Origin of the sequence: Microbacterium sp. PAMC21962, assembly GCF_019443465.1 — a bacterium.
Classification (GTDB): Bacteria; Actinomycetota; Actinomycetes; order Actinomycetales; family Microbacteriaceae; genus Microbacterium; species Microbacterium hominis.
The window spans coordinates 3,229,981-3,249,239 of the sequence record NZ_CP080381.1; the positions used below are offsets into that span (position 1 = coordinate 3,229,981).

At 70.0% G+C, this 19,259-nt stretch carries 18 protein-coding genes; 9 read left to right on the forward strand and 9 right to left on the reverse strand.

The genetic code is table 11. The annotated features are described in order from the left end of the window. Complete coding sequence (locus tag KY498_RS15145) at positions 1-864, reverse strand: Fpg/Nei family DNA glycosylase (protein WP_191008964.1); 864 nt, start codon at positions 862-864, stop codon at positions 1-3. Between the two features lie 33 nt (positions 865-897). Continuing rightward, positions 898-1,461 carry a GNAT family N-acetyltransferase gene (locus KY498_RS15150; RefSeq protein WP_101306749.1) on the reverse strand — a complete coding sequence of 188 codons (564 nt, stop codon included), beginning with the start codon at positions 1,459-1,461 and terminating at the stop codon, positions 898-900. 284 nt (positions 1,462-1,745) lie between these two features. On the opposite strand from KY498_RS15150, the gene KY498_RS15155 reads away from it, so the two are divergent. Continuing rightward, the gene (locus tag KY498_RS15155) at positions 1,746-2,576 is read left to right on the forward strand and encodes an endonuclease domain-containing protein (protein WP_191008963.1); all 831 of its coding nucleotides are present in this window, start codon (positions 1,746-1,748) and stop codon (positions 2,574-2,576) included. 118 nt (positions 2,577-2,694) lie between these two features. Here the strand turns inward: KY498_RS15155 and trpS are convergent, their stop codons facing one another. From trpS to sdhC, 7 genes are all read right to left on the reverse strand, one after another. Continuing rightward, positions 2,695-3,699 (reverse strand): tryptophan--tRNA ligase, encoded by a 1,005-nt coding sequence (gene trpS, locus KY498_RS15160; RefSeq protein WP_082734301.1) that lies wholly within the window; start codon positions 3,697-3,699, stop codon positions 2,695-2,697. A 66-nt stretch (positions 3,700-3,765) separates the two neighbouring features. Further along, entirely contained in the window at positions 3,766-4,599 is an 834-nt protein-coding gene (locus KY498_RS15165) for an exodeoxyribonuclease III (protein WP_191008962.1), read from the reverse strand. Between the two features lie 52 nt (positions 4,600-4,651). After that, a complete protein-coding gene (locus tag KY498_RS15170) occupies positions 4,652-5,842 on the reverse strand; it encodes a YihY/virulence factor BrkB family protein (protein ID WP_060960994.1) in 1,191 nt (396 codons plus the stop codon). A gap of 69 nt (positions 5,843-5,911) precedes the next feature. Then, entirely contained in the window at positions 5,912-6,685 is a 774-nt protein-coding gene (locus KY498_RS15175) for a succinate dehydrogenase iron-sulfur subunit (protein WP_060960993.1), read from the reverse strand. Then, a complete protein-coding gene (gene sdhA, locus KY498_RS15180; protein WP_191008961.1) occupies positions 6,685-8,511 on the reverse strand; it encodes a succinate dehydrogenase flavoprotein subunit in 1,827 nt (608 codons plus the stop codon). The genes KY498_RS15175 and sdhA overlap by 1 nt, the downstream gene beginning before the upstream one ends. 39 nt (positions 8,512-8,550) lie before the next feature. Continuing rightward, the gene (locus tag KY498_RS15185; RefSeq protein WP_060960991.1) at positions 8,551-9,021 is read right to left on the reverse strand and encodes a succinate dehydrogenase hydrophobic membrane anchor subunit; all 471 of its coding nucleotides are present in this window, start codon (positions 9,019-9,021) and stop codon (positions 8,551-8,553) included. Then, the gene (gene sdhC / locus KY498_RS15190) at positions 9,021-9,455 is read right to left on the reverse strand and encodes a succinate dehydrogenase, cytochrome b556 subunit (protein WP_005048122.1); all 435 of its coding nucleotides are present in this window, start codon (positions 9,453-9,455) and stop codon (positions 9,021-9,023) included. Before sdhC ends, KY498_RS15185 begins: the two co-directional genes overlap by 1 nt. A 239-nt stretch (positions 9,456-9,694) precedes the next feature. Between sdhC and KY498_RS15195 the strand changes: the two genes are divergently transcribed. From KY498_RS15195 to KY498_RS15230, 8 genes are all read left to right on the forward strand, one after another. Beyond that, positions 9,695-10,810 carry a mannose-1-phosphate guanylyltransferase gene (locus KY498_RS15195; protein WP_191008960.1) on the forward strand — a complete coding sequence of 372 codons (1,116 nt, stop codon included), beginning with the start codon at positions 9,695-9,697 and terminating at the stop codon, positions 10,808-10,810. A 161-nt stretch (positions 10,811-10,971) separates the two neighbouring features. Continuing rightward, the gene (locus KY498_RS15200; protein WP_060960989.1) at positions 10,972-12,102 is read left to right on the forward strand and encodes a BMP family protein; all 1,131 of its coding nucleotides are present in this window, start codon (positions 10,972-10,974) and stop codon (positions 12,100-12,102) included. A gap of 101 nt (positions 12,103-12,203) precedes the next feature. Beyond that, positions 12,204-13,718, forward strand: coding sequence for an ABC transporter ATP-binding protein (locus KY498_RS15205; RefSeq protein ID WP_191008959.1), 1,515 nt, complete (start codon positions 12,204-12,206; stop codon positions 13,716-13,718). Continuing rightward, positions 13,715-15,046: an ABC transporter permease gene (locus tag KY498_RS15210; RefSeq protein ID WP_191008958.1), complete on the forward strand. Its 1,332-nt coding sequence runs from the start codon at positions 13,715-13,717 to the stop codon at positions 15,044-15,046. Before KY498_RS15205 ends, KY498_RS15210 begins: the two co-directional genes overlap by 4 nt. After that, positions 15,043-16,338, forward strand: coding sequence for an ABC transporter permease (locus KY498_RS15215; protein WP_060960986.1), 1,296 nt, complete (start codon positions 15,043-15,045; stop codon positions 16,336-16,338). The genes KY498_RS15210 and KY498_RS15215 overlap by 4 nt, the downstream gene beginning before the upstream one ends. A gap of 8 nt (positions 16,339-16,346) precedes the next feature. Beyond that, positions 16,347-16,748 carry a cytidine deaminase gene (locus KY498_RS15220; protein ID WP_060960985.1) on the forward strand — a complete coding sequence of 134 codons (402 nt, stop codon included), beginning with the start codon at positions 16,347-16,349 and terminating at the stop codon, positions 16,746-16,748. Then, positions 16,745-18,052, forward strand: coding sequence for a thymidine phosphorylase (locus KY498_RS15225; RefSeq protein ID WP_191008957.1), 1,308 nt, complete (start codon positions 16,745-16,747; stop codon positions 18,050-18,052). The genes KY498_RS15220 and KY498_RS15225 overlap by 4 nt, the downstream gene beginning before the upstream one ends. 42 nt (positions 18,053-18,094) lie before the next feature. After that, entirely contained in the window at positions 18,095-19,210 is a 1,116-nt protein-coding gene (locus tag KY498_RS15230) for an adenosine deaminase (protein WP_060960983.1), read from the forward strand. Positions 19,211-19,259: the final 49 nt, after the last annotated feature.

Genomic DNA, 19,259 nt, shown 5'->3' on the forward strand with positions numbered 1-19,259 from the left:
TCACTTCAGCAGTCGCGACAGCCGCCGATCGGCCAGTAGCTTGCCACCCGTCTGGCACGTGGGGCAGTACTCGAGGGAGTTGTCGGCGAAGAAGACGCTGCGCACCTCGGCACCGCACACCGGGCAGGCCTCGCCGCGGCGGCCGTGCACGGCCATGCCGCGTCGCTTCGCATCCTTGAGGTCGGCCGGAGGCTTGCCGGATGCGGTGGCCACGGCATCCGTCAATGTCGTGCGCATCGCGTCGTAGAGGCGGTCCACATCCGTGTCGGTGAGACTCGCCGCCAGCGCGTACGGCGACATGCGCGCGGCGTGGAGGATCTCGTCCGAGTAGGCGTTGCCGATACCCGCGACGATCGACTGGTCGCGGAGCACCCCTTTGATCTGGGTGCGCCGGCCCGCCAGCAGGGAGGCGAGCGTGTCGCGCGTGAAGTCGGGGGCGAGCGGGTCCGGTCCCAGGCGCGCGATGCCGGGGACGTCGGCGGGCTCGCGCGCCGCGTAGACCGCGAGGGACTTCTTGGTGCCGGCTTCGGTGAGGTCGAAGCCCGACCCGTCGTCGAGGCGGACGCGCAGCGCGATGGGCGTCTTGCCGGGGCGGATCACCGTGTCGGGCACGGCGTCGTACCAGCGCAGCCAGCCCGCTTTCGCGAGGTGGAAGATGAGATGGCTGCCGGCATCCGTCGCGAGATCGACGAACTTCCCGCGCCGTGTCGCGCCGGAGATCGTCGTTCCCACGAGGGCGTCGATCGGCGGATCGTAGGTCTTCAGGGCCGCGATGTTCGCGACCGTGATCTTGACGATGGTGCGCCCGGACGCGCGGGTGCCGAGGAAGTCGACGAGACCTTGCACCTCCGGCATCTCGGGCATGACCTCATCCTGCCACGGCCCCCGGACGCGGCGTCAGGGGGATGCCGGCCAGGCCTGAGGCGCCCGATCGTCGCCGGCGAGCAGACCCGCCACGAGGCCGTCGCTGCGGATCCCCGCGCCGTTGACCAGCGCCGAGCGCTGACGCCCTTCGTACCGGAACCCGAGACGTTGCGCGACGCGGTGCGATGCGGGGTTCTCCGCCACGGCGCGCCACTCGATGCGGACGAGTCCGAGGCCGTCGGGCGAGAAACCCCAGTCGAGCACCGCGCGGGCGGCCTCGACCACGAGCCCCCGTCCACGCGCGTCCGCGGTCATCCAGTAGCCCAGCTCGCCGGAGCCCGCGGCCAGACGGTGCAGCCCGATCATGCCGACCAGTCGTCCGTCATGGCGCACGGCCCAGGTGGCCTCCGTCCCGGCATCCCACCACCCCGCGGCCTTGCGGACGAACCCCTCGGCGTGCGAGCGCTCGTACGGCGAGGGGACGGTGGTGAACCGCTGGATCAGCTCGTCCTGGCAGGCCGCGAAGATCGCGTCGACATCGCCGTCCGTCGGGATCGAGAGCTCGAGCCGCTGCGTCCTCAGCGTCACCGGTTGCATGCAGCGAGCCTATCCCGCCCCCTCCCCGGACCCCGCCCTGGGCCCCGCTCCGGGCCCTCGCCCTGCATGACTCCGCCGGAGTCGCCCGTTGGGCTGCTCAGGGGCCACCCGCCGCCGGTTCCGATGGAGTCATGCGGATGAGTGCCGCATCCTCCACAGCGCGGCCCTGTCGCCCGGATGCCCAGGAGTTCTTCCGCAGCGGGCGCGAGCCGCCGGAGGCTGGTCAGCATTGCGGCATGGATCAGGTCGTCTGTCTCTCCGCACGCGAGCTCCTGGAGAGGGGAATGACCCGACACCGCATCGCTGAAGCCGTGCGACGCGGCCAGATCGTCCGTGCCCGCCGTGATCACTATCTCCCGGCAACGGCTCCGGCGGCCGCCGTCGAGGCGGTGCGCGTCGGTGGACGTCTCACCTGTCTCAGCGCGCTGGCGACGCGCGGCGTCTTCGTGTTCGCCGACGACGCGCTCCATGTGCACGTCACCCGCGGAGCCAGCCGACTGCGAGCCCCCGACGATCGTCGGCGCCCGCTGCCGCAGCGGGCCGACCGCCGTGGGTTGCGTCTTCACTGGATGCCGCTGGCACGTCCGGAGGACGCCGACACCGTGTGCGTGGGTGTCTTCGACGCGCTGGTCCACGCCGTGCTCTGCCAGCCTCCGCGCTATGCCGTCGCGACTCTGGACTCCGCCCTCAACAAGGGACTGATCCGTCGCAGTGACCTCGATGCGCTGTTCTCGCACCTGCCGAGGCGGTATCGCACGCTGCGCCGGCATCTCGACGGTCGCGCGCAGGCGGGCACCGAGAGTCTGGTCCGCGTGATGCTCTGGAAGTTGGGTGCGCGCGCCGTCCCGCAGGTCTACTTCCGCGGGGTGGGCTTCGTGGATCTCCTCGTCGACGGATGGCTCGTCATAGAGTGCGACAGCAGGGAGTTCCACTCGGACTGGCGTCAGCAGGTCAAGGACCGCGAACGGGATCTCGCGCTCGCCGCCCGCGGATACCTCACCCTCCGCCTGACGGCAGCGCAGATCCTCTACCGTCCCGACGAGGTGTATACCGCGCTGCGCGCCCTCGTGCAGGGTGGGCGACCGGCGGCCGCGTCCCGGCGCAACTCCGCCTGAGCGGGGCGCCGGAAGGGATCCAGCCCTCTACAGTGACCGCGCAGGCGGAGTTGTGCAGACCACACCGGCACCCACCCCGCGACGCCTGCTCGCGGGGCGGGTGCCGGGGGAGGGGGGCTCAGCCGCGGCGCAGCAGTCCGACCTTGGCGTAGACGTCCGCGAGGGTCGCGTCGGCGACCTCCGCGGCGCGGTCGGCGTTGGCGGCGAGCACGCGATCCAGCTCCGCCGGGTCGTCGAGCAGCTCGAGCGCGCGCCGGCGCACCGGCCCGAACTCGTTCACGACCACCTCGGCGAGACCCTTCTTGAAGTCGCCGTAGCCGCGGCCCGCGTACTCGTCCTCGATCGACGGGATCTGGCGACCGGTCAGGGCCGCGTAGATCACGAGCAGGTTCGAGACGCCGGGCTTGTTCTCCTTGTCGTAGCGCACCGCGCCCTCGCTGTCGGTGACGGCGCGCATGATCTTCTTCGCCGACACGGCCGGGTCGTCCAGCATCCACAGCACACCCGCGTCGGACTCGGCGGACTTGCTCATCTTCGACGTCGGGTTCTGCAGGTCGTAGATGCGGGCGGTGTCCTTCTGGATCACCGGCATCGGCACCCGGAACGTCTCGCCGTACCGGCCGTTGAAGCGCTCGGCGAGGTCGCGGGTGAGCTCGACGTGCTGCTTCTGGTCGTCGCCGACCGGCACGATGTCGGTCTGGTAGAGCAGGATGTCGGCCGCCATCAGCACCGGATAGGTGAACAGGCCCACATTCGTCTGATCGGCGCCGTACCGGGCAGACTTGTCCTTGAACTGCGTCATGCGGCCGGCCTCGCCGAAGCCGGTGATCGTCGACAGCACCCATGCGAGCTCGGCGTGCGCCCGCACGTGCGACTGCACGTAGAGGGTCGACTTCGACGGCTCGATGCCGGCCGCGATGTACTGCGCCGCCGTGCGGCGGGTCTTCTCGCGCAGCTCCGCCGGGTCGTTCGGCTGGGTGAGCGCGTGGAGGTCGACGACCGAGAAGAACGCCTCGTACGCCTCCTGCAGGTCACGCCACTGCAGGAGAGCCCCGATGTAGTTGCCGAGCTGGAGGGAGTCGGCGGAGGGCTGCATTCCGGAGTAGAGGCGGGGCCTGGTCATCGTCCAAGTCTAGAGAACGGATGCCGGGTCCCCGCCCGCGACGGCCGCCGCCCCGCCGCGCCCCCGTCAGAACGAGTAGTCGGCGATGACGGGCGCGTGATCGCTCCACCGGGTGTCCCAGGAGGGGGCGCGCACCACGCGGTAGTCGACCACCCGCTCCGCGAGCGCCGGGCTGGCGAGGTGGTAGTCGATGCGCCATCCGGTGTCGGTGTCGAACGCCTTCCCCCGGTTCGACCACCAGGAGTACGGTCCGTCGACCTCGCCCGCCCAGCGGCGGCCGACGTCGACCCAGCCCAGGCCGGTGCCGGTGGTCCCGTCGATGCAGGCGACCTCGGCACCGGCCGGGCCGAGGAACCGGTCGAAGTACGCGCGCTCCCGCGGCAGGAAGCCCGCCTTCTTCACGTTGCCGCGCCAATTGCGGATGTCGAGCTCGCGGTGACCGACGTTGAGATCGCCGGTGATCAGCGCGAGCGCGCCGAGCTGCGGCATCCGCGCCTCCATCGCGTCGAGGAAGGCGTACTTGGCGAGCTGCTTCGCGGTGTCGGCCTCGCCGGTGTGGACGTACGCGCTCACGACCGTGAGGCGCTCGCCGTCCACGTCGATGTCGGCCTCCACCCAGCGGCCCCGCGAGTCGAGCGCCTCGTCTCCGAGCTCGACGCGCCAGACGTCGATGGGCTCGCGCGCCGCGATCGCGACCCCGGCGCGGCCCTTCGCCAGCGCCTCGTCGTTGACGACGTGCCAGCCCGGCAGCGCCTCGGCCAGATGTGCGGCCTCACCGCGCACCTCCTGCAGGGTGAGCACGTCGACGCCGGCGGACTCGAGCCAGGGACGCATCCCCTTGCGGGCGGCGGCACGGATGCCGTTGACGTTGACCGAGGCGACGCGGAGGTTTCGAGGCACCAGACCACCCTAACCAGCGTCTCCGACACGGCCGGCTCGGGCGACGCCGAGGTCAGTCCAGCAGCAGCCCGCGGCGCGGCGGCGGTGTGTCCGCCTCGATGCGGGCGAGGTCGTCCTCGGCGCGCCGCAGCTCGCGGGTGGCGCTCCACCGGCCCCACCAGGGCGCTTCGCCGCGCGCCAGATGCGCGTCGCGCACGCGGATGCGGGCCGCGAGGAGGAGTGCGGCGTGCTCGCGGCGGCGCTGCTCGTCCTCGCTGAGCTGCTCGATCGGGACGTCGGCGTCCTGGGCCGTGAGGGCCACCCACGAGGCGGCGACGAGGATCACGATCCCCACGAGGCGGAACCACAGCAGGAAGCCGACGAACACGGAGAACGTGGCCAGCAGCGGGTTGGAGGGGGAGTACGACAGGAGGATGCCGGCGCCGTACTGCAGCACGACCATCGCCGCGCCGCCGAGCGCGGCGCCCGGGGCGATGAGCCGCCACCGCAGCGACGTCCCGGTCAGGAAACGGATGAGGGCGGCGATCGCCGCGGTGTTGATCGCGAAGGCGACCGCCGCCGAGGCGACCCGGCCGGTGCCCCACACCCACCCCGAGTAGTCGGGCCAGTCGAACAGCCGGAAGAGCAGTTCGATCGCCCCGGCCGCGATGGTGGCCAGCACCGCGCCGACGACGAGGGCCAGACCGAACAGGGCGGCGGCCAGGAAGTCGCGCGCCTTCAGCAGCACGTAGCTGCGGGTGTCGAACGGGAGGCCGAAGATGTCGCGCACCGCGCGGCGGGTGAAGGTGACGAACCCGATCGCCGTCCACAGGGCGGCGACGAAGGCGACCGCACCGGTGATGGCGAGCACGCTCGCCGACTCCTGGGCGATCTGCGCGACGTCCGCCTCGCTGACCAGGCCCTGCCCGTCCTGCGCGCCGATGAGTCCGGGGATGTACAGGTTGACGATCTGGATGAGGCCGTCGATCGCCTGCTCGCTGCCGCCGAGCCAGATGCCGACGATCGCGAAGCCGAAGTAGATCACCGCGAAGATCGCGAACAGCGACTGGTAGCTGATCGCCGCCGCCAGCAGGAACCCGTTCGCCCTCAGGAAGTGGCGCCACACGCGGATCGGGAACCACGCGAGGGTCTTGCGCGTGATCTTCGTCGCGCGCTCGATCGGCTCGTCCAGCCGCTCGCGCAGCGGCGACTGCTCCCAGCGCGCGCGCCACACGGCGTCCGCGCGTTCCGACGAATCCGTCACTCGTTCAGATTAGCGATCGTGGATGCCGTGGCCCCCGCCGGGGCGCGGGACCCGGCATCCGTGGTCGTCTCAGCGCCCGCCGCGCAGCACGGCCTGCTTGACCTCGGCGATGGCCTTCGTGACCTCGATGCCGCGGGGGCACGCCTCGGTGCAGTTGAAGGTCGTACGGCAGCGCCAGACGCCTTCCTTGTCGTTGAGGATGTCCAGGCGCACATCGGCCGCGTCGTCGCGCGAGTCGAAGATGAAGCGGTGCGCGTTGACGATCGCGGCCGGGCCGAAGTACTGCCCGTCGGTCCAGAACACGGGACACGACGACGTGCACGCGGCGCAGAGGATGCACTTGGTGGTGTCGTCGAAGATCTCGCGGTCGACGATCGACTGGATGCGCTCCTTGCCGGCCTCGGGCTTGCTGTTGGCGATGAGGAACGGCTGCACCTCGCGGTACGACGCGAAGAACGGCTCCATGTCGACGACGAGGTCCTTCTCCAGCGGCAGGCCCTTGATCGCCTCGACGTAGATCGGCTTCGAGATGTCGAGGTCCTTGATCAGCGTCTTGCAGGCCAGACGGTTGCGGCCGTTGATGCGCATGGCGTCGGAGCCGCAGATGCCGTGCGCGCACGAGCGGCGGAAGGTGAGCGAGCCGTCGACCTCCCACTTGATCTTGTGCAGCGCGTCGAGCACCCGGTCGGTGGGGTACATCTCGACGTCGTAGTCGACCCAGCGCGGCTCGCTGTCGGTCTCGGGGTCGAAGCGACGGATGATGAAGGTGACGAGGTACGACTGGATCGGAGCCTCACCGGTCGTCTCGGCGACGACGTCCTGTTCGACGATGGCGGTCGTCATCAGTACTTCCTCTCCATCGGGGGGTAGTTCAACTCGCCCTTGTCGTTCTTCGTGAACACGACGGGCTTCCAGTCGAGCTTGATGTGGTCCTCGGGGTCGGGGGAGTGCGGGTCGCCCGTGAGGTAGGCCATCGTGTGCTGCATGTACTGCTCGTCGTTGCGGTCGGGGTAGTCCTCGCGCATGTGGCCGCCGCGGCTCTCGCGGCGGTTGCGGGCGGCGTACGCGACGATCTCGGCGAGGTCGAGCAGGAAGCCGAGCTCGACGGCCTCGAGCAGGTCGGTGTTGAAGCGCTTGCCCTTGTCGTCGATGTGCACGTTCTTGAAGCGCTGGCGCAGGTCGTGGATGGTGCCCATCACGTTGGTGAGGGTCTCCTCGGTGCGGAAGACCTGGGCGTTGGCGTCCATCTCCTCCTGCAGCTTCTTGCGCAACACCGCGACACGCTCGGTGCCCGCGTTCGCGCGCAGGCCCTCGAGCATCTCGCGGACCTCCTTGGCCGGGTCCTCGGGCAGCGGCACGAAGTCGGCCGTCTGCACGTACTCGACGGCGTTGCGGCCGCTGCGCTTGCCGAAGACGTTGATGTCGAGCAGCGAGTTGGTGCCCAGGCGGTTGGCGCCGTGCACCGACACGCACGCGCACTCGCCGGCGGCGTAGAGGCCGGGCACGACGGTGTCGTTGTCCTGCAGCACCTCGCCGTTGTTGTTGGTGGGGATGCCGCCCATCGCGTAGTGGGCCGTCGGCATGACCGGCACCGGCTCGGTGACGGGGTCGACGCCCAGGTAGGTGCGCGCGAACTCGGTGATGTCGGGGAGCTTGGTCTCCAGCACCTCGGCCCCGAGGTGGGTGCAGTCCAGGTACACGTAGTCCTTGTGGGGACCGGCGCCGCGGCCTTCGAGCACCTCCTTGACCATGCAGCGGGCGACGATGTCACGCGGGGCGAGGTCCTTGATGGTCGGCGCGTAGCGCTCCATGAACCGCTCGCCGGAGGCGTTGCGCAGGATCGCGCCCTCGCCGCGGGCGCCCTCGGTGAGCAGGATGCCGAGACCCGCGAGACCGGTCGGGTGGAACTGGAAGAACTCGATGTCCTCCAGCGGCAGGCCCCTGCGCCACACGATGCCCACGCCGTCGCCGGTGAGGGTGTGCGCGTTGGAGGTCGTCTTGTAGATCTTGCCGAAACCGCCCGTGGCGAAGATGACGGCCTTGGAGTGGAAGACGTGCAGGTCGCCCGTGGCCAGCTCGTAGGCGACGACGCCGGCGACCTGGGTGTTGCCGTCGGCATCCTTCACCGTGATCAGGTCGAGCGCGTAGTACTCGTTGAAGAAGTTGATGCCGAGCCGCACGCAGTTCTGGAACAGCGTCTGCAGGATCATGTGTCCGGTGCGGTCGGCGGCGTAGCACGCGCGGCGGACCGGGGTCTTGCCGTGGTCGGCCGTGTGCCCGCCGAAGCGGCGCTGGTCGATCTTGCCCTCGGGGGTGCGGTTGAACGGCAGGCCCATGTTCTCGAGGTCGATGACGGCGTCGATGGCCTCGCGGGCGAGGATCTCCGCGGCATCCTGGTCGACGAGGTAGTCGCCGCCCTTGACGGTGTCGAAGGTGTGCCACTCCCAGGAGTCCTCTTCGACGTTCGCGAGCGCCGCCGCCATGCCGCCCTGGGCCGCACCGGTGTGCGAGCGGGTCGGGTACAGCTTGGTGATGACGGCGGTGCGGGCGCCGGGCCCGGCCTCGATCGCGGCGCGCATGCCGGCGCCGCCGGCGCCCACGATGACGATGTCGAACTCGTGGTAGTACACGCCGTCCTTCAGGACGGCCTCGGGATGCTGGGTAGTCACGTCAGGGATGCCTTGTCTTCTGCGTCGTCTTGTGCGGTGTCAGCGTGCGGCGCACATCTGGATGAGCCAGTCCGTCGTCGAGTTCTCCACGCCCAGGCACGGGTCGAAGGTGAACACGACGAGGGTGCCGAGCAGGATCAGGAACCCTGCGGCGACCCAGAGCGCCCAGACGAGCACCTTGCGGGTGGTGGCGCCGACGACGTAGTCGTTGACGATCGTGCGCATGCCGTTCGCGCCGTGGATGAGGGCGAGCCACAGCATCAGCACGTCCCAGACCTGCCAGAACGGGCTCGCGAACTTGCCCGCCACGAACGCGAAGTCGATGCCGTGGATGCCTTCGCCCAGCATCAGGTTGACGAAGAGGTGGCCGAAGATGAGCACGACCAGCAGCACGCCGGACACGCGCATGTAGATCCAGCCGGCCTTCTCCAGGTTCGCGCCCTTCTTGCGCACCTGAGGGGTGCGCGGCGCCGGGATGGCCTGCTCGTCGCTCGGGGTGAGGGTGGACATCAGTGACCGCCTCCGATGTTCGAGAGCACGATGGGGATGTGGCGTGCGGCGAAGCCGCCCACGGTCACGACCCACAGACCCAGCACGCCCCACCACAGCTGACGCTGGTGACGGGTCGCCCACGGCCACAGGTCGACCGCGATGATGCGCAGGCCGTTGAAGGCGTGGTAGACGATCGCCGCGACGAGGGCGACCTCGCCGAAGCCCATGATCGGGTTCTTGTACGTGCCGATGACCGCGTCGTACGCCTCGGGGGAGAGGCGGATCAGCGCGGTGTCGAGCACGTGCACGAGCAGGAAGAAGAAGATGGCGACGCCGGTGATGCGGTGCAGAACCCAGGACCACATGCCCTCGTTGCCGCGGTAGAGCGTTCCGCGCGGCGTCTTGGACGTGGTCTGTGCTACCGACGGTGTGACGCGTGCTGGTGCAGACACGGTCGTCCTCCCTTGGTGTGAACGGACACCTCGGTACGGCGGGGGCAGGACTTCGGCCCCGGGGTTCACAACGGCACTGGACCCTCGGCGTCGCACACGGGCGCACTCATATCCTAGGTCGGCGTTCGAGACATGGGCGAGGAAGGCGACCCTAAGTTCTCTCGATATCGAGAGAACCGGAATGAAACCGCCTTCTTTCGGAAACGGGTGCGTCACCCGCCGACGGCTAGCCTGTCTGCATGGCCGATCCGATCGACGACTTCTACGCCGTGATCCCCGCGGGGGGTGTCGGCAGCCGCCTGTGGCCCCTCTCCCGTGCGGATGCGCCCAAGTTCCTGCACGACCTCACCGGGTCGGGCCACTCGCTGCTGCGCGACACGTGGGACCGCCTCGCGCCGCTGTCCGGCGCCGACCGCATCGCGGTCGTCACGGGGCGCGCGCATCGCGCCGCGGTGGAGGAGCAGCTTCCCGGCATCCCCGACCACAACGTCTTCCTCGAGTCCGAGCCGCGCGACTCGGCGGCCGCGATCGGCCTGGCCGCGGCGATCCTCCACCGCCGCGAGCCCGACGTGATCATCGGCTCGTTCGCCGCCGACCACGTGATCCGCGGCACGCGCGTGTTCGAGTTCGCGGTCCGCGACGCCGTCGAGGTCGCGCGCGAGGGCTACATCTGCACCGTCGGAATCGCCCCCTCGGAGCCCGCCGTGGGGTTCGGCTACATCAAGCGCGGCGGTGAGCTGATCGTCGACGGGGCGCGGGACGCGTCGCTGGTCGAGCGCTTCGTGGAGAAGCCCGACCTCGAGACGGCGAAGAAGTACCTCGCCGACCGCGACTACCTCTGGAACGCGGGCATGTTCATCTCGCGCGCCGATGTGCTGCTCGCCGAGATCGCGGCCAACAACCCCGAGCTGCACGCGGGACTGCTCGAGCTGGCCGCGGCATGGGACGACCGCGAGCGGCGGGGACCCGCCGTCGACCGGATCTGGCCGAAGCTGCCCAAGATCGCGATCGACTACGTCGTGGCGGAGCCGGCGGCCGAGAAGGGGCGGCTGGCCGTCGTGCCGGGGCACTTCGACTGGGACGACGTCGGCGACTTCGCCAGCCTTGCGAAGCTCAACAGCGGGGGACGCAAGAACGATCTGGCGATCCTCGGCGAGAACGCCCGCATCCTCTCGGATGCCGCGAGCGGCATCGTCGTCAGCCACACCAACCGCGTCATCAGCCTCATCGGCGTGAAGGACATCGTCGTCGTCGACACCCCGGACGCGCTCCTGGTGACCACCAGCGAGCACGCCCAGCGCGTCAAGGGCGTCGTCGACGCGTTGAAGCTGACGGGTCGCGGCGACGTCCTCTGAGTCGCGGCGACGGGCAGGATGCCGCCTGCGTGTCCGCTTGATTGCGTCTTTGTAACCTTTCGCCCGCACCCGGGTGTGCAGCGTGCAAATCCCACGTCACAGTAGGTAACTTCGATCCGTGCGCCCGCGAAATCCGTGGGTCTATCAATGTGGAGGCTGCATTGACCATCTCGACCACCAAGAAGCTCGCCGGCATCACAGCTGCCGCGGGGCTCATCATCGCCCTCGCCGGCTGCGGCTCGGCCCCTGACGCCGCGAGCACCGGGACGGGAGCCGCGGGCGGCACCGTCGTCGACGGTTTCAAGCCCTGCCTGGTCTCGGACGCGGGCGGTTGGGACGACAAGTCGTTCAACGAGTCCGCCAAGAACGGCATGGACAAGGCCGTCGGCGAGCTCGGCATCCAGGCCGTCGAGTTCGAGTCGACCAACGACAACGACTACGCGCCGAACATGACGACCGCCATCTCCGAGGGCTGCACCCTGATCATCTCGGTCGGCTTCAAGCTCGCCGCCGCCACGGTCGAGGCCGCCAAGGCGAACCCGACGCTGGACTTCGCGATCATCGACGACTACGCCGACACCGACTTCGACGGCAAGACCGACGCCCCGAACATCAAGCCCCTCGTCTTCAACACCGCCGAGGCGGCCTACCTGGGCGGCTACGCCGCCGCGGCATGGTCGGCGCAGGCCGGCGTGAACAAGGTCGGCACCTTCGGCGGCATGCAGATCCCCTCCGTCGCGGTCTTCATGGACGGCTACGAGCAGGGCGTGAAGAAGTACAACGAGGACAAGAGCGCCAACGTCCAGGTCGTCGGTTGGGACAGCGCTGAGCAGAAGGGCTCGTTCACCGGGGCCTTCGACGCCAACGACACGGCCAAGCAGACCGCGCAGGGCGTTCTCGACCAGGGCGTCGACGTCATCCTCCCCGTCGGCGGACCCATCTACAAGAGCGCAGCGGCGGCGATCGCCGACAGCGGCAAGGACACCCTGATGCTCGGCGTCGACAGCGACCTCGCCGTCGCCGACCCGAACGTCGCCTCGGTCACCCTCGTCTCGATCATGAAGGCCATCGACGTCGCCGTGTACGATGCGACGATCGCGGCTTCCAAGGGCGAGTTCGACCCGACCCCCTACGTCGGCACGCTGAAGAACGAGGGCGTCAAGCTCTCGAGCTTCCACGACTTCGAGTCGAAGCTGCCGGCCGGTCTCACCGACGAGCTGACCAAGCTCCAGGACGACATCATCGCGGGGACCATCAAGGTCGAGTCGAAGAACTCGCCCGCCGGCTCCTGATCTGACGCGGACGCACTCGGGGCGAGCAGCCGCAAGCTGCTCGCCCCGAGTTCCGTTCGTCCGCCTTCCGCCAGAAATTCCGACCCAGGTAGGGTGCATCTATGAAGCTCGAGCTCCGCGGGATCACGAAGAGATTCGGCAGCCTCGTCGCCAACGACCACATCGATCTCGTGGTCGAATCCGGGGAGATCCACGCGCTCCTCGGCGAGAACGGCGCCGGCAAGTCCACGCTCATGAACGTGCTGTACGGCCTCTATCGCGCCGACGAGGGCGAGATCCTCCTCGACGACCAGGCGCAGCACTTCCGCGGCCCCGGCGACGCCATGGCCGCGGGCATCGGCATGGTCCACCAGCACTTCATGCTCATCCCCGTCTTCACCGTCGCCGAGAACGTCATGCTCGGCCACGAGGACACCAAGGCCTTCGGCCGCCTCGACCTCAACGCCGCCCGTGCGCACGTGCGCAGCGTCGCGCAGCGCTTCGGCTTCGAGATCGACCCCGATGCCCTCGTGGGCGACCTCCCCGTCGGCGTGCAGCAGCGCGTCGAGATCATCAAAGCGCTCTCGCGCGACGCGAAGGTGCTCGTGTTCGACGAGCCGACCGCCGTGCTGACTCCCCAGGAGACCGACGAGCTGATGGCGATCATGCGCCAGCTGCGCGACGAGGGCACCTCCATCGTCTTCATCACCCACAAGCTGCGTGAGGTCCGCGAAGTGGCGGACCGCATCACCGTCATCCGCCTCGGCAAGGTCGTCGGCGAGGCGTCGCCCACCGCGACGAACGCCGAGCTCGCCTCCCTCATGGTCGGACGCGCCGTCGAGCTGACCGTGCACAAGGAGGCGCCGCGGACGCGCGAGGGCGGGCTGAGCGTGCGCGGGCTGCGCGTGCTCACGGCATCCGGTGCGATCGTCGTCGACGACGTCGACCTCGAGGTGCGTCCCGGTGAGGTGCTCGCCGTCGCCGGCGTCCAGGGCAACGGGCAGACCGAGCTCGTCGAGGCGATCGTCGGGCTGGCCGCCCGCGTCGAGGGCTCCATCAGCCTCGACGGCACCGAACTCGTCGGCAAGAACGTCCGTGCGATCCTCGACGAAGGCGTCGGGTTCGTCCCCGAAGACCGCAAGGAGGACGGCCTCGTCGGCGGGTTCTCCGTCGCCGAGAACCTCATCCTGGACCGCTCCGCGGAGTCGGCCTTCGCCGCCGCCGGCACGCTGCGCCGGGGCGCGATCGACGCGTTCGCCCGCGACCGCATCCAGGAGTACGACATCCGCACGCAGGGACCGGACACCCTCGCCGGCACCCTCTCGGGCGGAAACCAGCAGAAGGTCGTCATCGCCCGCGAGATGAGCCGCGAGCTCCGCCTGCTCGTCGTGGCCCAGCCGACCCGCGGTGTCGACGTCGGCTCGATCGAGTTCATCCACCGTCGCATCATCGAGACGCGCGATTCCGGCATCCCCGTCATCGTCGTCTCCACCGAGCTGGACGAGGTCAGCGCGCTCGCCGACCGCATCGCCGTGATGTATCGCGGCACGATCGTCGGCGTCGTCCCCGGTGACACGCCCCGCGACACCCTCGGTCTCATGATGGCCGGAGCACACGACCCGGAGGTGGCCGCATGAGCGGATCGACGCCCATCAACGACGGCGCGGGCGCGCCGCACGGCGACGCCGAGCTGCCCCGCGCGACCGGTCCGCTGACCGGCGAGCCCGCACCCCGCGAGGGAGAGGAGTTCCCTCCGACGCGGTCGGGAGTCTTCCTCAAGGAGCTGCTGCGCGGCAGCGCGGTGACGACCTTCCTGGCCATCGTGCTCGCCATGATCGTCGGCGGCATCCTCATCGCCGTGACCAACAAGGACGTGCAGGCGGCATCCTCCTACTTCTTCGCGCGGCCCGGCGACACCCTCGTCGCGATCTGGCAGGCCGTCTACAACGGCTACGAGGCGCTCTTCCGGGGTGCCGTGTTCAACGCCCGCGGCGCCGACTTCGCGGCGCAGATCCGCCCCCTGACCAACTCGCTCGGGTTCGCGACGCCGCTCATCGCGGCCGGCCTCGGCGTCGCTCTCGCCTTCCGTGCGGGACTGTTCAACATCGGCGCACGCGGTCAGATGCTCGTCGGTGCGATCTTCGCCGGCCTGTTCGCCTTCAACCTCGATCTGCCGATGTGGCTGCACCTTCCCCTCACGCTGCTCGCCGGCATCGTCGGCGGTGCGCTCTGGGGCGGCCTCGTGGGCCTGCTGAAGGCCAAGACCGGGGCGCACGAGGTGATCCTCACGATCATGCTCAACTACGTCGCGTTCTACCTCCTGCTCTGGATGACGCGCACGCCCGGGCTGCTGCAGGCGCCCGGCACCAACCAGCCGCAGACGAGGCCCACGCCCGCCTCCGCGCAGTTCCCCGACCTCCTCGGCCCGCTCTTCCCGCAGCTGGACTGGGGCTTCGTCGTGGTGCTCGCGGCCACCGTGTTCGTGTGGTGGCTCATCGAGCGCTCGAGCCTCGGCCTGCGGCTGCGCGCCGTCGGCGAGAACCCGCGCGCCGCCCGGGCCGCGGGCATGAGCGTGGACCGCCTCTACATCTACGCGATGCTCTTCGCGGGCGGTCTGGCCGGACTCGCCGCCATGAACCAGGTCCAGGGCACCGTCACCACGGGCTTCGGCGCGACGATCGACGCCGGCATCGGCTTCGACGCGATCACCGTCGCCCTCCTCGGGCGCAGCCGCGCGTGGGGGACGCTGGCCGCCGGCATCCTCTTCGGCGCACTCAAGGCGGGATCCTTCTCGATGCAGGCCCAGGGCATCCCCGTGGACATCGTGCTCGTCGTGCAGTCGCTGATCGTGCTGTTCATCGCGGCGCCGCCGCTGCTGCGCGCCGTGTTCTTCCTTCCCAAGACCGACGCAGAGAAGGCGGCCAAAGCGCGAGCGAAGGCCGCGAAGAAGGCGGTGGCCGCATGAGCGCCTCGACACCGGCAGCCCAGATCGAGCAGAGCGACGGCACCATCCAGCTGGCCGTCGTCCGGGAGCGCCACTTCAAGGCGCCCATCGTCCTCGCGGTGATCGTCGTGCTGCTGGCGGCGCTGTTCGGCCTGGCTCCGCGCGACGGCATCTCGACCTTCCGCCTCGGCGACCCGTCGCAGTCCTTCGGCCTGCCCGACGTGGGCGTCCCCACCGCGCCGACCGCCTGGGCGCTGTGGGCCGTGCTGATCGTGCTCACCCTCGGTGCGGCCTGGCGGGCGTGGACCTACCGGCGTCCGTCCCTGTGGCTGACGATCGCGTTCGGCGTCCTCGGCGTCGTGGCGTTCCTGGTGTGGGCCGCCGCCGACGGATTCGTGCCCGTCTCGAGCCTGCTGTTCGGCGCCGTCTCGCTCTCGGTGCCCCTCGTCTTCGGTGCGCTCGGCGGTGTGATCGGCGAACGCGTGGGCGTGGTCAACGTCGCGATCGAAGGGCAGCTGCTGCTCGGCGCGTTCTCGGCCGCCGTGCTCTCCAGCATCACGCACAACCCGTTCATCGGGCTGCTCGGCGCCATGGTCGGAGGCGTGCTCGTCTCGTTCGTGCTCGCGGCGTTCGCGATCAAGTACCTCGTCGACCAGGTCATCGTCGGTGTCGTGCTGAACGTCCTCGTGACCGGTCTGACCGGCTTCCTGTACGGCGCGCTGCTGGCTCCCAACGAGCAGCAGCTCAACACCCCCGAGCGCTTCGGCCGCATCCAGATCCCGGTGCTGAGCGAGATCCCGATCCTCGGCCCGGTGCTGTTCAACCAGACCTTCATCGTGTACCTCATGTTCGTGACGGTGCCGCTCGTGGCCTGGGGCCTCTACCGGACGCGGTGGGGCCTGCGCCTGCGCGCGGTGGGCGAGCACCCGCAGGCGGCCGACACGGTCGGCATCAAGGTGAACACGTCCCGGTTCTGGAACGTGTCGCTGGCCGGCGCGATCGCCGGCATCGGCGGCGCGTACTTCACGCTCGTCTCGGTGCCGCAGTTCGGCAAGGACATGACCGCCGGACTCGGCTTCATCGCCCTCGCGGCGGTCATCTTCGGTCGCTGGGACCCGATCCGCGCGACCCTCGCCGCGCTGCTGTTCGGCTTCGCGACCAACCTGCAGAACCTGCTGACGATCCTGAAGACACCGATCCCCAGCGAGTTCATGCTCATGCTGCCCTACGTCGTGACGATCCTCGCGGTCGCCGGCTTCGCCGGCCAGATCCGCGGGCCCGCGGCATCCGGCAAGCCCTATATCAAGGAGTGACCTCTCACATGACCGACATCGACTGGGACGAGCTGCGCGCCGTCGCCACCGACGCGATGCAGCGCGCCTACGCGCCGTACTCCCGCTACCGGGTGGGCGCCGCGGCGCTCGTCAGCGACGGGCGGATCGTGTCGGGATGCAACGTCGAGAACGCGTCCTACGGGGTGGGCCTGTGTGCGGAGTGCGCGCTCGTCGGCGATCTGCACATGTCCGGCGGCGGCCAGCTCGTCGCGTTCGTGTGCGTCAACAACGACGGCGAGACGATCATGCCGTGCGGGCGATGCCGCCAGCTGCTCAACGAGTTCGCCCTTCCCGGCATGCTGCTGGAGACCGTCTCCGGCATCCGCACGATCGACGAGGTGCTGCCCGACGCGTTCGGCCCCCGCGACCTCGAGGAGGTGTCGCGATGAGCTCGACGACGGATGCCGCCGTGGAGCCGTTCGACGCCGTCGACGTCATCCGCACCAAGCGCGACGGCGGGGCGGTGCCCGAAGACGCCCTGCGCTGGATGATCGACGCCTACACGCGTGAGTACGTCGCCGACTCGCAGATGGCCGCGTTCGCGATGGCGGTGCTGCTCAACGGCATGAACCGCGACGAGATCCGCGTCATGACCGACGCGATGATCGCCTCGGGGGAGCGGATGAGCTTCGCCGGACTCGGCAAGCGCACCGTCGACAAGCACTCCACCGGCGGGGTCGGCGACAAGATCACCCTGCCGCTCGCGCCGCTCGTCGCCGCCTTCGGCGTCGCCGTGCCGCAGCTGTCCGGCCGGGGCCTCGGCCACACCGGCGGCACGCTCGACAAGCTCGAGTCCATTCCGGGATGGCGCGCCGCGCTGTCGAACGACGAGATGTTCGCGCAGCTGCGCGACGTCGGCGCCGTCATCTGCGCGGCCGGTTCCGGCCTCGCGCCGGCGGACAAGCGGCTGTACGCCCTGCGCGACGTCACCGGCACGGTCGAGGCCATCCCGCTGATCGCCTCGAGCATCATGTCCAAGAAGATCGCCGAGGGCACCGACGCGCTCGTGCTGGACGTCAAGTTCGGCTCCGGCGCGTTCATGCGCGACGTCGACAAGGCGCGCGAGCTCGCCCGCACCATGGTGGCCCTGGGCACCGACTCCGGAGTTGCGACCACGGCGCTGCTCACCGACATGAACACGCCGCTCGGCCTCGCCATCGGCAACGCCAACGAGGTGCGGGAGTCGGTCGAGGTGCTCGCCGGCGGCGGTCCCGCCGACATCGTCGAGCTGACCGTCGCGCTCGCCCGCGAGATGCTCGCCCTCGCCGGACAGCCCGACGCCGACGTCGAGGCGGCGCTCCGCGACGGCCGGGCCATGGACGCCTGGCGGGAGATGATCCGCGCCCAGGACGGCGATCCCGACGCGCCGCTGCCGACCCCGCGGGAGACCCACACCGTCACGGCGCCGCGCGACGGGGTGCTCACCCGTCTGGAGGCGCTGCCTTTCGGGATCGCCGCGTGGCGCCTCGGCGCCGGTCGTGCGCGCGCCCAGGACCCGGTCGTCCACGCGGCCGGCATCGACCTGCACGTCAAGCCCGGCGCGCCGATCACCGCCGGTCAGCCGTTGTTCACCCTCCTGGCGGATGATGGGAAGCGCTTCGAGCGCGCCCTCGACGCCCTCGAGGGCGCCTGGGAGATCGGAACGGACGCCCCGGCATCCGCGCCGATCGTCCTCGAGCGCATCACCGCCTGACCCGTCGCCCCCTCCGCGTCACCCCACCAGAAGGAAGCCCTCATGGCCATCGACCCGCACGCAGACCCGAAGATCGAAGGCGTCTCGATCCGGTCGCTCCCGAAGGTGTCGCTCCACGACCACCTCGACGGCGCCCTGCGCCCCCAGACGATCATCGAGCTCGCCGACGAGATCGGTCTCGACGTCCCGTCGACGGATGCCGACGAGCTCGCCGACTGGTTCGAGGACCAGAGCGACTCCGGCTCGCTGGTGGAGTACCTGAAGACCTTCGACCTGACGACGGCGGTCATGCAGAGCGCCGACGGGCTGCGGCGCGTCGCGAAGGAGTTCGTCGAGGACCTCGCCGCCGACGGCGTGATCTACGGCGAGGTGCGGTGGGCTCCCGAGCAGCACCTCGGCGGAGGCCTCAGCCTCGAGGAGGCCGTCGAAGCCGTGCAGGAGGGCATCGAGGAGGGCGAGGACGCCGTCGACCGCTCGGGTCGCGACATCCGCGTCGGCCAGCTGATCACCGCGATGCGCCACGCCGACCGGTCGCTGGAGATCGCCCGGCTCGCCGTGGCGTTCCGCGGGCGCGGCGCCGTCGGCTTCGACATCGCGGGAGCGGAGGACGGGTTCCTCCCGTCCCGCCACCGCGCCGCGTTCGACTACCTCGCGTCGGAGTTCTTCCCCGTGACGGTGCACGCCGGCGAGGCCGCGGGTCTCGACTCGATCCGCTCGGCGCTGCTGGACGGCCGCGCCCTGCGCCTCGGCCACGGCGTGCGCATCGCGGAGGACCTGGAGGTCGTGCAGCAGAAGGGTGAGGAGGTGCTGGTCACCTTCGGCGACCTCGCCCGGTGGGTGCGCGACCGCGAGATCCCGCTCGAGCTCTCGCCGTCGTCCAACCTGCAGACCGGCGCGATCGCCGCGTGGGGCACGAGCCTGGAGGACCACCCGTTCGACCTGCTGTACCAGCTCGGCTTCGCCGTGACGGTCAACGTCGACAACCGCACGATGAGCCGGACCTCGCTGACGCGCGAGCTGGCGCTGCTCGCGGAGACGTTCGAGTACAGCCTGGAGGACCTCGAGGCGTTCCAGCTCAACGCCGCCGCGGGGGCGTTCCTCTCGGTCGAGGAGCGCGAGGAGCTCATCGAGCTCATCGGCGAGGGCTTCGACGCCTGACCCCGCGGGGTGAGCGCGGCTGCGCTCCGGGGCCCGGCCCGCACTCCTC

Excerpts from the sequence above, each read along its gene's own strand:
- KY498_RS15145 (WP_191008964.1), bottom strand. The coding sequence starts at position 864 with ATGCCCGAGATGCCGGAGGTGCAAGGTCTCGTCGACTTCCTCGGCACC.
- KY498_RS15150 (WP_101306749.1), bottom strand. The coding sequence starts at position 1,461 with ATGCAACCGGTGACGCTGAGGACGCAGCGGCTCGAGCTCTCGATCCCG.
- KY498_RS15155 (WP_191008963.1), top strand. The coding sequence starts at position 1,746 with ATGACCCGACACCGCATCGCTGAAGCCGTGCGACGCGGCCAGATCGTC.
- trpS (WP_082734301.1), bottom strand. The coding sequence starts at position 3,699 with ATGACCAGGCCCCGCCTCTACTCCGGAATGCAGCCCTCCGCCGACTCC.
- KY498_RS15175 (WP_060960993.1), bottom strand. The coding sequence starts at position 6,685 with ATGACGACCGCCATCGTCGAACAGGACGTCGTCGCCGAGACGACCGGT.
- KY498_RS15185 (WP_060960991.1), bottom strand. The coding sequence starts at position 9,021 with ATGTCCACCCTCACCCCGAGCGACGAGCAGGCCATCCCGGCGCCGCGC.
- KY498_RS15195 (WP_191008960.1), top strand. The coding sequence starts at position 9,695 with ATGGCCGATCCGATCGACGACTTCTACGCCGTGATCCCCGCGGGGGGT.
- KY498_RS15205 (WP_191008959.1), top strand. The coding sequence starts at position 12,204 with ATGAAGCTCGAGCTCCGCGGGATCACGAAGAGATTCGGCAGCCTCGTC.
- KY498_RS15210 (WP_191008958.1), top strand. The coding sequence starts at position 13,715 with ATGAGCGGATCGACGCCCATCAACGACGGCGCGGGCGCGCCGCACGGC.
- KY498_RS15215 (WP_060960986.1), top strand. The coding sequence starts at position 15,043 with ATGAGCGCCTCGACACCGGCAGCCCAGATCGAGCAGAGCGACGGCACC.
- KY498_RS15220 (WP_060960985.1), top strand. The coding sequence starts at position 16,347 with ATGACCGACATCGACTGGGACGAGCTGCGCGCCGTCGCCACCGACGCG.
- KY498_RS15225 (WP_191008957.1), top strand. The coding sequence starts at position 16,745 with ATGAGCTCGACGACGGATGCCGCCGTGGAGCCGTTCGACGCCGTCGAC.
- KY498_RS15230 (WP_060960983.1), top strand. The coding sequence starts at position 18,095 with ATGGCCATCGACCCGCACGCAGACCCGAAGATCGAAGGCGTCTCGATC.